Raw genomic sequence first — 11,000 nt, forward strand, 5'->3', positions numbered from 1 at the left:
GGAGATCATCAAGGATGCGTACAGCAGTATTGGGCGGTGGGCATGGTTGCTACGCCGCGGCGGCGGAGCTGTCCGAAAAGGGGCATGAAGTCTGGCTCTGGCGCCGGGACGCCAATGCTTTCGCGCCGGTGACCGAGAGTCGCGCGATCAAGGTGAAGGATCGCCACGGCGTGCGCACCGTCGCGATCGCTCACCCGACGACCGACCTTGCCGAGGCGGTGACCAATGCAGAGCTGATCGTCATTCCCCTGCCGGCGATCGCGCAAGAGGGGCTGGCCGGACAGGTCGCGCCGCTCCTCCGCGATGGCCAGGTCATCTTCCTGCCGCCCGGTACGCTCGGCAGTATCGTCTTCGCCCAGGCCATGGCGAAGGCGGGCAATCATGCCGATGTCGCGATCGCCGAGACCGGCACGCTGCCTTACCTCGTCCGCAAGCATGGACCGACTTCGATCGTTGTCAGTGGCTACGCGACCCGGTTGCCGACGGGTATCTATCCGTCGCGCCTAGCGGGCCATGCCTTGCCGATTCTCCAGCGGGCCTATCCCTCGATCGAACCGATCGAGGATGCGCTGTCCGGAGCGTTGATGAATGCCGGCCCGGTCATCCATCCGCCGCTCATCCTGCTCAATGCCGGTCCGCTCGAACATTTCGAGAGCTGGGATATCCACAATGAGGGCACCCAGCCGGCAATCCGCCGTGTCACGACCGCGCTCGACCGGGAGCGGATGGACGTTCGTGAGGCGCTGGGCTATGGCGCACCGCATTTCCCGCTCGCCGACCATTATGACGAGAGCGGCGACGAGTGGATGTATGGCCGCCGGGCGCATGGCGAACTGACCGACAGCGGTGACTGGCGGGAAAAGATCGACCTCCAGACGCATCGCTACATGCGCGAGGATACGGCGCTGGGTCTCGCGCTGCTCGTGTCAATCGGCCGTTGGGCCGGTTGCCCGACGCCGGTCGCCTCGGGGCTGCTCGCGGTCGCGAGCGCGGTGACGGGGGAGGATCTCTATGCCGGTGGCCGCACGCTCGAAGCTCTCGGGCTTGCCGAGCTCGACCGCGCCGGCATGGATAAGGTCATGACCGATGGCCTCTGAGCATCGGGTCGCGGTTCTCGGGGCCGGCCGCATGGGGCGGGGCATCGCGCTCTCCCTCTCGTACGCGGGACATCCGGTGGTGGTGGTCGATCTCAAGCCGCGCGAGGCCGCGGCCCCGCGCGGGCTGGAGGCCGAGATGCGGGCGGAGATTGAACGGGATCTCACCTTTCTTTCGGACGTCGGCGTACTCGAGGATGGCGGGGTCGAGGCAGTACAGGCCTCGATTCGTTTCGCCGACGCGGCTGGGGCCGCCGACGCGGTGGCTGACGCGACGATCGTGTTCGAGTGTGTGCCGGAAACGATCGAGGCCAAGCGGCCCTGTTACGAATGGGTAAGCCGCCATGCGTCGGCGGATTGCATCGTCGCTTCGACCACCTCGACCATCGATGCACAGACGCTGGCGGCGCTGGTCACGAGGCCGGAGCGGTTCCTCAATGCGCATTGGCTCAATCCCGCGCATCTGATCCCGCTGGTCGAACTCAGCCCTTCGGTTGCGACATCGTCCGATACGATTCATCGGATGAAGCAGTTCTTGTCCGCTTGCGGCAAGGTGCCGATCGTGTGTGCCTCCTCGCCTGGCTATATCGTGCCGCGTATCCAGGCGCTCGCGATGAACGAGGCGGCGCGGCTGGTCGAGGAAGGCGTCGCGAGCGCGGAAGATGTCGACATGGCCGTCCGTGTCGGCTTCGGTCTGCGCTTCGCGGTGCTCGGTCTCCTCGAGTTCATCGATTGGGGAGGCTGCGACATCCTGTATCATGCCAGTTTCTTTCTGTCCGCCAAGGTGGATGCAGCGCGCTTCGCCGCGCCGAAGCTGATTTCCGATCACATGGAACAGGGCCGACGCGGCCTGCGCGACGGCGCGGGATTCTATGAGTACGAAGGTGTCGATCTCGGCGAATATCGTCGGAAGCGGATGCATGACTTCATTCACCTGCTGCAGGCGCGGCAATTGATGCCGGTGCGGGGTGGCAATACCCGCCCGGACCATCAATGAGACAGCTTCGACAATGTCCATGCCTGGGACGTGACAGCCCATGATTTTATGGCGCGACGGCGCCGGCACTCTTCGCAGTGCCTGCCGAACCGTAGACGGAGAGAATATCGCGTCCGACAGAACCGCGCCGCGGACGCTTTGCCCTATATGTCGGGAAAGAGGCGCAGCATGCATTTCCGCTCATTTCTGTCGTGCCGACATGCACGAGCTGGGTCCGGCGCCCATCGATCCGATGCCGACGTCTCGAAGAGTTCCGCTTCCGGAGGCGCGGCACGGTTACGTGTCGTCCCTGTCTTTCTGGGGCTGGTCGCCGCTGTTCTGCCGGGAACCCATGTCGCCATCGGCGCGAGCAGGCCCGATCCGGCGCGCACCCTCAGCATCGTGCTGACGGGGCAGTCGCTGATCCGCTCGGATATCCGCGTGACGTCGCCTTCCACAGGTCCGGCGATAGAACCGATGTTGAAGGCTGACGCGGTCTTTACGAACTTCGAGACCACGGTGGGCGAGGGCGGCGAAACGGGCAAAGGGTTCAACGCGCCCTCATTTTCAGCCCCTCCCCAGGCAGTCGACGCCCTCCGGTCGCTGGGGTTCAATCTCATATCTCTGGCAAACAATCATTCGTGGGATCTGCGGACGCGCGGAATCGAGAACACGCTTCGGAAGATGACGTCAGTCGAAATAGTCCATGCGGGAGTCGGCGAAAATCTGCACGATGCGGAAGCACCAGCCTATCTGACGACGCCGCATGGCACCGTTGGACTCGTCGCGATGGCGTCGGGCTTGATTGCTCGGGGCGCGGCGGCCGCACCAGGCCGCGCCGGGGTCAACGAACTGCGCGTGGAAGGCAATGGCAGTCCTGATATGGGCGATCAGCAACGCATCCTGAACCGTATCCGCGAAGCTGCGAAACATGCCGATATCGTCGTCGCGTATCATCATAATCATATATTCCCTTCGTCGGCTGACTTTCTGATGATGATGAACGAGCAACTGCCGGAACGGCTTGTCCCGCCCGAATGGGTTAAACGTTGGGCGCACAGAGAGGTCGATGCCGGTGCGAACGTCGTGGTCATGCATGGTGCTCCGCTTCTCCACGGGGTCGAAATCTATAATGGCTCCGTCATCCTGTACGATCTCGGGAATTTCATTTTCCAACTTCCTGCGACCCCGCCACGCTTCGAGGAGACGATGTGTTGGGAAAGCGTTATTGCCTCGGTCGAATTCAAAGGCAGGACGCTTCACTCCGTCACGTTTCGCCCTATTGATGTCAATAAGGGGCGGGACGATGGCGACCGTTATCTGGCCATGCGCGGCATGCCCGCACCGGCGGCTGGTACTCATGCACGCTATATTCTTGAACGTCTGGCCCGCCTCTCGGAACCCTTCGGAACGGTGATGCGGATCGACGGTGCCTCCGCTACGATAAGGTTGGGGGCACGTTACGATTCAACAGGGTCCGGCACGCTGTCGGCTTGGGGAGCGCGGGCCGACCACCACGATCAGCGGTAAGGGCTTCGCCCGTTCCTCCTCCATGGTCTCGTCAACGTCATACTCGAATGGACGCGTCACCCTCGCATATACCTGCCGAAAGACCGCGTGCCTGTTGAGTCGGTTCCAGGATCCGGACGAGATTGGCGAGAGTCCTGGTTACGGGAACATCTATATTGACCTTGCCCGCCATCTCGACGATCGCACCGTTGATGGCTTCGATCTCGGTCGGACGACCGGCGTCACGATCCTGGAGCATGGATGGCCGATGATCTCCCTGGGCGGAGAGGGCGTGGTCGACACGTTCCAGAACCGTGGACAGGCGTGCATTGATGCCGAGCGCGTTGGCGACACTGACGACCTCGCGCGCGACCGCGTCGAAAATCCAGCGCCCGGATGCATTGTCGAGGAATCCGACAGGCTTCCCCGCGATGGTGGCGGTGGCGTTGAGGGCTGCATTGAACGCCGCCTTTTCCCATATTGACGGGCGCGGATCGTCCTGCGGTTCCACCGTAAAGCGTGCGTGTCTCAATAGTTCCGTCGCGGTAGCGACGGCCCGTCGCGACGATGCGTCAACGCCGCCAATCCAGATCGTCCCCCTGCCGTGTGTTTCGATGATACCGGCGACAAGGTCGGCGGACACGTCCGTCACGGCCAGCAGCGGGGTCGTGTCGCCAGACAGGCTCATCAGAGTCGTTTCATGTCTCAAGCCATTGGAAAAGCTGATGGCGGTCGAATCATCCGCCGCGAGATGTTTGACGCTCCGTATCGCGGCGGGCAGGGCGGTTGCCTTGGTCGTGAACAGAAAGATATTGATCGGCCCGTCAATGTTTCGAGCCGATGCCGCCTTGGGGCGAGCATGTCGCTCGATGCCGTTTTCGCGCCAACGAATTCCATGCCGCTCAATTTCCGAGAGCCTGGCGAGGTCGATGTCGATCGTCACCACCTCTCGGCCGCTAGCGGCGATGCGCCCCGCGAAAAGGGATCCCAGCGCACCCGCGCCAATGACAGCAATTCGTTCGTGCATAATCGTCCCATATCCGCTGAAGACGTAAAGATATACAAATAATTGTCTGCAATTTCTAGTAGATCTGAGAATGACTGCCATTGAAAATCATGCCGCTGAAACGACGGCCAGTGATGCACTGGCCAACGCAATGTGGGACCACTTGAAGGATCCCGCCTGTGTCGTCTCTATCCGCCTTTCTTGGTCGAGAATGTAGAGTAGCCGGTCGGCTTTGCGACCACGCTGTCGGTTCGTGCCACGCAATGGTCGCATTGAGACCGCCGATGCGATTCGACGTTGATACCATTGCAGGCTGTGCCCGGCTACATGCCCCATGCTGCTATGGCGCGGTGACGGCGGGTTCGGTATCGGGCTAGGCCGTGAACTCATAAAAATTGTTGGTGTTTAGCGGCCCGCGTGATTCAAGGCTTCGGACTGAGGGAGCCTTGATGACGTGCCGCCGCTACGAACTCACCGACCGCGAATGGTCTATCCTGTCGCCGTTGCTGCCCAACAAGCCGCGTGGCGTTCCCCGCGTCGATGATCGCCGCGTGCTGAACGGCATCCTTTGGCGCTTTCGGACAGGTTCGCCCTGGGTAGAAATCCCCGAACGCTATGGCCCGCCGACCACCTGCTACAACCGTTTCGTCCGCTGGCGAAAAGCCGGGGTCTGGGATCAGCTTCTTGAAGCCGTTGCAGCGGCTTACGATGGTGACATCGTCATGATCGATTCGACCTGTGTTCGCGTTCACCAGCACGCGGCCACGGGAAAAAGGGGATGGAAACGATGGCCGCATGGGCCGTTCCCGCGGCGGCCTCACCAGCAAGATCCATGCGCTCGTCGACGCGGAAGGTCGTCCCGTCAGCCTCCGCCTGACAGGCGGTCAAGTCGCCGATTGCACCGAGGCCGATGCGCTGACCGACAATCTGGAAGAGGGAGACATCCTGCTGGCCGACAAGGGATATGACAGCAATGCCATTCGCGCCAAGGCAGCGGCCCGAAAGGCTTGGGCCAACATCCCGCCAAAGGCCAATCGCAAGGAAAGCTCCACCTTCTCACGCTGGGTCTATCGCCAGAGGAACCTCGTGGAACGCTTCTTCAACAAGATCAAACAGTTCCGAGGTATCGCAACCCGATACGACAAGCATCCCGAAAACTATCTCGCCGCTGTAAAGCTCGTTGCAGCGAGAAGCTGGTGTCGGTGTTTATGAGTCGACGCTCTAGGTGTTTAGTCCCGGGTTTTAATGGTGCGGATTTTGTATGAATCGTGATGGTTCTTTTTCCCACTGCTGGCAAATAAATTCGTATGGGGTGAGCCCCCGCAGGGTCTTGAGTCTGCGAGCGAAATTGTAGGCGGCAACGAAGTTTGCGAGATGCTGGCGCAACTGGCCATGCGTTTCGTAGTAGAAGCGCTTGACGGTCGCGTCCTTGATCGTGCGGTTCATCCTCTCGACCTGACCATTCTCGTCCAGGGATGCTTCACCTTCGTCAAACGGTGCTCGATATCGTTTTCGTCACAGACCCGATCGAAGATGTGGTGGAAGGCATACGTGTCGCAGGCCCGATTGGTGAACTGGATGCCATTGTCGGTCAGTATCGTATGGATTTCATAGGGAACGGTCTCGATCAGGCGTCGAAGGAACTCCGCTGCGACCATTTTGCCCGCTTGCTGATGAAGCTCGACATAGGCGAACTTACTGGTCCGATCGATGGCGACAAATAGGCGCAGTTTGCCCTCTGCCGTCTGCACCTCGGCGATATCGATGTGAAAGTAGCCGATCGGGCAAGTTTTGAATTTCGACCGCCTGGGCTTGTCGCCTTCGGTATCGGGCAGACGGGAGATGCCGTGACGCTGAAGGCAGCGATGCAGTGAAGAGCGCGTCAGGTGTGGGATTGTCGCCTGTAGCGCGTAAAGGCAGTCGTCCAGGGGCAGCAAGGTATGGCGGCGGAACGCCAAGACGATCGCTTCTTCCTCGATCGACAGAACCGTTGAAGAAGCTACCTTCGGGCCGGTGCGTCGATCCGACGGATCGCTCCGGCCCTTCCATTTGGCGACTGTCTTCGGGTTGATCCCGTAGCGCTTCGCCAGAGCCCTCAGGCTCTCTTGACTATGCTGTATCGCTCGACGGACTGCCGCTGTCGTCGTGGCGCTCCCGTGGTGAACCTGGCCCATAGTGCTTCCTTCCACTCTCGCGAAAAGATTGCACCAACAAAACCCGGGACTAAACACCTAGGCAACCGACCATGAACTGACTAACGATCTTTCACCCTATGTGCTGTTCTGCCTGTCTGGGGAGAGGAAAATATGTCTTGTCGCTTTAATGCTCTGATAGATTGGACAATGGTTCCGCGTATCATGGCTAAATAATATTTGATCCATCTGGACTTTTATTGCCGGGTGTGTGATTGCTCCGCTATGCCTATGAGCTGGATTTGCCGGGACTATGGGTATGTCGCGTGAAAGATTACTCTGACCTCGTGTTCTATTTTGAACGTGAGGATCGCATTAATGTCTAGCGCGTGCTGCACGTGCGCAACGATATTCCGCTCTGGATGAGCGGCTCGAATGCAGAGGACGTGCAGGCCTATGAATGGCCGTTCCCTTCGGCCAGGGGGGGCTCCGCGCAGGTGAGCCGAGCATTTGCTGTGAGTTGAGATGTTAAGAAACTGATATTGCTAAATTATATTGCCGCCTGCAGTGAATGTGGGAATCGGCGCTTGCGAGCCCCCGCAACCATACCGAACACATAAAACCACACGAAACCAACAGGTTCGTGGGGTTTTTCTTGGGGTGCATGGTTGAACGGCTATACGCGCGGCCGATACGGCGTTGTCAGGCGAATGGCTCGGCCGCGATGTTTGACCGGATCGGGGGATATCGCGGCTGGCCACTGATGATCGTCAGCGACAACGGCACCGAGATGACCTCGAACGCCATCCTGGCATAGGCAGGAAAAGCGGTTGGTGCTGTGGCACTATGTCGCCCTGGGCAAGCCGCAGCAGACCGGGTTCGTCGAGAGATTCAACGGCCGGTTCCGTGGCGGATGCCTCAACGAGTACGAGCACCTGTTCCGCAATCTCGGCCATGCCTGCTCGATCATCGACGCCTGGCGGGCCGACTACAACGCCATCAGGCCCCGCACCAGCCTCAATGGCATGACGCCCGAGGCTTTCGCTCAACACGCCAACAAGGCATACAGCAACCCACAGACCCTAACTCAGAACTGAGGGCACATAGGGGGAGGGTCACATTTTGCTCAGAAATATCGTTCGTAGATAGTGATGACATCGCCCGGCTGTAGAAGAGAGTCGCGCTTCAGTTGACCTTCCACAGTCTGGCTATCGCCGTTATTCCGTACCGCCCCAGCATAGCCGGTAATGGCGCGATAGGTATAGCCGCCTGCCAAAGCCACGGCGCTGAGCGTTGTCATGCCTGGTATATAAGGGTATTGGCCTGGATGGCTCACTTCGCCCAGCACAAAAATCGGTCGATATTGCGTAACTTCTACTGATATACTAGGGTGATTGAGGATTCCCTTGCTGGCCAACCGACCGGCAATGTCGGTCTCCAACTGGTTTGTGGTCAATCCCATGGCTGGAATCGTGCCGATCAGCGGAAATGCAATCTGTCCGTTATCGCCCACAGTAAATGTGTTGCTGAGCTGTAGCTCGTTATAGGTCAGGACCCGCAATTGATCCCCCGCCCCCAGGCGGTAGGCTGTGTTGGTCGGAGGCGGCAGGGGCGGCAGGTTGCTTCCGGGCGCGCAGCCGGCCAGAAGGGCGAGCAGCGTCGCCAACGTGCAGGCGCCCAATGGATGGACCCGCCGAGAAAACATGCGGCAAGCATAGGGCAGGTGGGCTGTTGCGGCGGTCATGGTCTTTCTCCGTTGGCGGATATCTGGAGTTATTCGGCAAAGCTGACGCCCAGCGCGACGTAATTGCTGGCAAAGGTCGATTTGCGTCCGGCATACAGCGTGTCCATCGGCAGGCCGCCATGAGAGTAGTTGTTGACATGGTTGAAGGACAGGTCGGCCGTGACGTAGCGGTTGATCACCCAGTTGGCCGAAACGCCGAACTTGAACAGGGTCTGCGTGCGTGAGCGGGTGCCCGGTACCGTGCGGCCGGTCTGGCTCATGCCGCCTTCGGCGAAGCCGCGCAGAAAGACGTTCCGGCGCAGTTCGTGGTCGAGCTGGATGCGTCCATCCGTCACCGTCTGGTTGCGCGCAAATGGCGATGCGGGATCGAGGATGCGGCGATAGAAAAAGATGCTGACCGTATCCGCGCGCGACGGCGACCAGATCGTGTCGATCTCGAAGGTCGGAGTGGTGACGGACGGTGCCGCGCTGCGGGTGAAATGGCGCGTTTCGCCGCCCGCCAGCAGGCGGTAGCGGATGACCGAATTTGTATCCAGGTCCAGACCGGCGAAGGCTGCGCCATCGACATAATCGTTGGGTGTTTCGCCTTGTGTGGCCAGATATTGCGCGGCCGATCCGCGCAGGATCATCACGGCGGAATTGCCGGTCGACAGCTCGAAACGCGAGGTCAGGGAGCCGGTTTCGAGGTGATGGCTCAGGCTGCCATAGTCGGTGTCGATTCCGCCGCCGGTCGCCCGGCCGAAGGAATAATTCTCGTAGATTGCGGATGGAATCACGCTGAACCGGCCGAACAGCTTGGTATAGGTCAGGCGCACATCGTCGGCGGAATAGGGCACGGGGCGCGAAACGCCGAAATTGCCCAGATCCATCGAGGACAGATGCTGCTGGTAATGGGTATATCCCAGCGCCAGCGTGTCCTGCCCCAGCGACAGCGAGCCGCCCGCGCCGATGGTCCAGTTGGTATAGTCCGCAATGGGGATCTGGGAGAAGCGCCGGTCGCTGACCGAGGCAAGTAGGCCGAATGCATGGCGTGTCCAGTCCGAATTGACCTTCAGTCCGCCATCCATGACGAATTGCGGGCTCTGCGTATGGGGCGTCGCCAATGTATTGGTGTTGTAGCCGGCGCTGAGGGCGGCCGAGGGGCGCACGAGGAAGTCGCCCACATGGATGCCGGCCGGCTGATGGCTCATCAACTGGTGCATGACGACGGAATCAGCCTGTTCGGGCGATGCGTATCCCGGCAGGTCGGATGGAAAATATTGTGCAATCAACTGGGCCTGTGCCGGATGGCTCCATGATGCGACGGCCAGAGGGACCAAAGGGCTCAGGCGCCGGATGATCTCGGCGAGGCGGGAGGGCATCAGGATGGATTGCCCTCCCGCACGGCATCGAGCGGAACGTGCGCGGGTGAACGGCCCGATGCCGGGTAAATGGCCCCGTATAGTTCTGTATAGCGTCGCGCGACATCGTTCCAGTCATATCGGGAAGATTCTGCGATGGCGTGGCTGCGCAGCGCGCGCAGTGCGGCATCGCCGCTGTCGTGCAACGCCAGAATGTCGTGTGCGATAGCATCCAGATCTGCGGCTGGTCGTACGATACCGATGCGCGTCTGGTCGGCCAAGCGGCGGAACGGCACGATGTCGCTCAGGACAGGAATCAGCCCGGCGGACTGGGCTTCGACCGCCGCCAGGCCAAAGCCTTCATGCTGCGACAGGCATGCGTAATAGCTGCTCTGGCCGAACAGGATTTTCAGTTCCTCATCCGACGGAGCGATGACGAAGCGCACCGCGTCCGTTACCCCGGCGGCGCGGGCGGCGGTGGCCAGATCGGCCTCGGACTGGTCGGCCGGGCGGCCGGCGACGATCAGGCGCCAGTCGTCGCCGGATGTGCGCAGGCGGGCGAGCAGGGGGAACAGAAGGTCGATCTGCTTGTGGCGGGCGAACCGGCCGAAGCTGATGAGGGTACGCGTGGGGTCGGCGGCCGACGCGGCATGGAATTTCTGCTGGTTGATCCCGTTTTCGATTGTCAGAAGGCGGCGGCCCGCGATCGGTGCGAACATCTGGGCGTCACTGTAGCTGCAGGCCACGATCCGTTCGTACGCACGGATCGACAGGCGTGTCAGTGTCTGGAACCAGACTGCCTTGATCGCGCCCAGGGCCCGCGTGTGGAAGAAGCCTCCGTGCGTGGACGCCACGAGCGTACGGCGATGCAGCCAGCGTGTCGCGGCAAGGAAATCGAAGAAGAAATCGATGGCGTGGACGTGGACGATCGTGGCATCGCCCAGGTGCCGCAGGACGTTCGGCGCGAGGGGATAGCGCGACGATCCCCGCCAGGCGATCCGCCGGACCGGTACGCCCTGGACGATGTCGCTTGCCGGCAGGCGGTCGGTCTCGCCGAAGAGGCGGTCCAGCGTCAGCACGCGGGCGTCCAGTCCCAGCAGGTCGCGCTGGATTCTTGCAAGGCTCAGAACCGAATCTTCCAGCCCCCCGACCGAGGGGCTGAACTGACGGACGACATGCAGGATTTTCAAGTTTATCCC

At 60.9% G+C, this 11,000-nt stretch carries 8 protein-coding genes and 2 pseudogenes; 5 read left to right on the top strand and 5 right to left on the bottom strand.

The window, feature by feature from the left end:
- Window positions 1-14: 14 nt before the first annotated feature.
- From HLH35_RS09585 to HLH35_RS09595, 3 genes are all read left to right on the top strand, one after another.
- On the top strand, window positions 15-1,097 hold the full coding sequence (locus HLH35_RS09585; protein WP_182978933.1) for an NAD/NADP-dependent octopine/nopaline dehydrogenase family protein: 1,083 nt from the start codon (window positions 15-17) through the stop codon (window positions 1,095-1,097).
- On the top strand, window positions 1,087-2,091 hold the full coding sequence (locus HLH35_RS09590) for a 3-hydroxybutyryl-CoA dehydrogenase (protein ID WP_182978934.1): 1,005 nt from the start codon (window positions 1,087-1,089) through the stop codon (window positions 2,089-2,091). The genes HLH35_RS09585 and HLH35_RS09590 overlap by 11 nt, the downstream gene beginning before the upstream one ends.
- Before the next feature lie 168 nt (window positions 2,092-2,259).
- Entirely contained in the window at window positions 2,260-3,600 is a 1,341-nt protein-coding gene (locus tag HLH35_RS09595; protein ID WP_182978935.1) for a CapA family protein, read from the top strand.
- A 37-nt stretch (window positions 3,601-3,637) separates the two neighbouring features.
- On the opposite strand, the gene HLH35_RS09600 is transcribed toward HLH35_RS09595, so the two are convergent.
- Entirely contained in the window at window positions 3,638-4,606 is a 969-nt protein-coding gene (locus HLH35_RS09600; protein WP_182978936.1) for a ketopantoate reductase family protein, read from the bottom strand.
- Window positions 4,607-5,034: 428 nt separating this feature from the next.
- On the opposite strand from HLH35_RS09600, the gene HLH35_RS09605 reads away from it, so the two are divergent.
- Window positions 5,035-5,797 (top strand): IS5 family transposase gene (locus tag HLH35_RS09605; protein ID WP_182978937.1). Its coding sequence is split into 2 segments (ribosomal slippage): window positions 5,035-5,357 and window positions 5,356-5,797, totalling 765 coding nucleotides; the frame shifts between segments, so codons are not numbered across the junction.
- Between the two features lie 30 nt (window positions 5,798-5,827).
- Here HLH35_RS09605 and HLH35_RS09610 read toward each other — a convergent pair.
- Window positions 5,828-6,759 (bottom strand): annotated as a pseudogene (locus HLH35_RS09610) (IS481 family transposase).
- 645 nt (window positions 6,760-7,404) lie between these two features.
- On the opposite strand from HLH35_RS09610, the pseudogene HLH35_RS09615 reads away from it, so the two are divergent.
- Window positions 7,405-7,814: pseudogene (locus HLH35_RS09615) on the top strand (integrase core domain-containing protein); the annotation flags it as partial.
- 29 nt (window positions 7,815-7,843) lie between these two features.
- On the opposite strand, the gene HLH35_RS09620 reads toward HLH35_RS09615, so the two are convergent.
- From HLH35_RS09620 to HLH35_RS09630, 3 genes are read right to left on the bottom strand one after another with little or no spacing between them, the layout of a single operon-like run.
- The gene (locus HLH35_RS09620) at window positions 7,844-8,461 is read right to left on the bottom strand and encodes a polysaccharide biosynthesis/export family protein (protein ID WP_246384991.1); all 618 of its coding nucleotides are present in this window, start codon (window positions 8,459-8,461) and stop codon (window positions 7,844-7,846) included.
- Window positions 8,462-8,490: 29 nt separating this feature from the next.
- Window positions 8,491-9,822 carry an outer membrane beta-barrel protein gene (locus tag HLH35_RS09625; protein ID WP_182978938.1) on the bottom strand — a complete coding sequence of 444 codons (1,332 nt, stop codon included), beginning with the start codon at window positions 9,820-9,822 and terminating at the stop codon, window positions 8,491-8,493.
- Window positions 9,822-10,991, bottom strand: a complete 1,170-nt coding sequence (locus HLH35_RS09630; RefSeq protein WP_182978939.1) for a glycosyltransferase family 4 protein — start codon at window positions 10,989-10,991, stop codon at window positions 9,822-9,824. Before HLH35_RS09630 ends, HLH35_RS09625 begins: the two co-directional genes overlap by 1 nt.
- Between the last annotated feature and the right edge of the window lie 9 nt (window positions 10,992-11,000).

This window comes from Gluconacetobacter asukensis, assembly GCF_014174375.1.
In the GTDB taxonomy this organism is placed as follows: Bacteria; Pseudomonadota; Alphaproteobacteria; order Acetobacterales; family Acetobacteraceae; genus Gluconacetobacter; species Gluconacetobacter asukensis.

Bases quoted from the DNA above. Each gene is read 5' to 3' on its own strand.
- HLH35_RS09585 (WP_182978933.1), top strand. From the start codon at position 15: ATGCGTACAGCAGTATTGGGCGGTGGGCATGGTTGCTACGCCGCGGCG.
- HLH35_RS09625 (WP_182978938.1), bottom strand. From the start codon at position 9,822: ATGCCCTCCCGCCTCGCCGAGATCATCCGGCGCCTGAGCCCTTTGGTC.
- HLH35_RS09600 (WP_182978936.1), bottom strand. From the start codon at position 4,606: ATGCACGAACGAATTGCTGTCATTGGCGCGGGTGCGCTGGGATCCCTT.
- HLH35_RS09590 (WP_182978934.1), top strand. From the start codon at position 1,087: ATGGCCTCTGAGCATCGGGTCGCGGTTCTCGGGGCCGGCCGCATGGGG.
- HLH35_RS09595 (WP_182978935.1), top strand. From the start codon at position 2,260: ATGCATTTCCGCTCATTTCTGTCGTGCCGACATGCACGAGCTGGGTCC.
- HLH35_RS09620 (WP_246384991.1), bottom strand. From the start codon at position 8,461: ATGACCGCCGCAACAGCCCACCTGCCCTATGCTTGCCGCATGTTTTCT.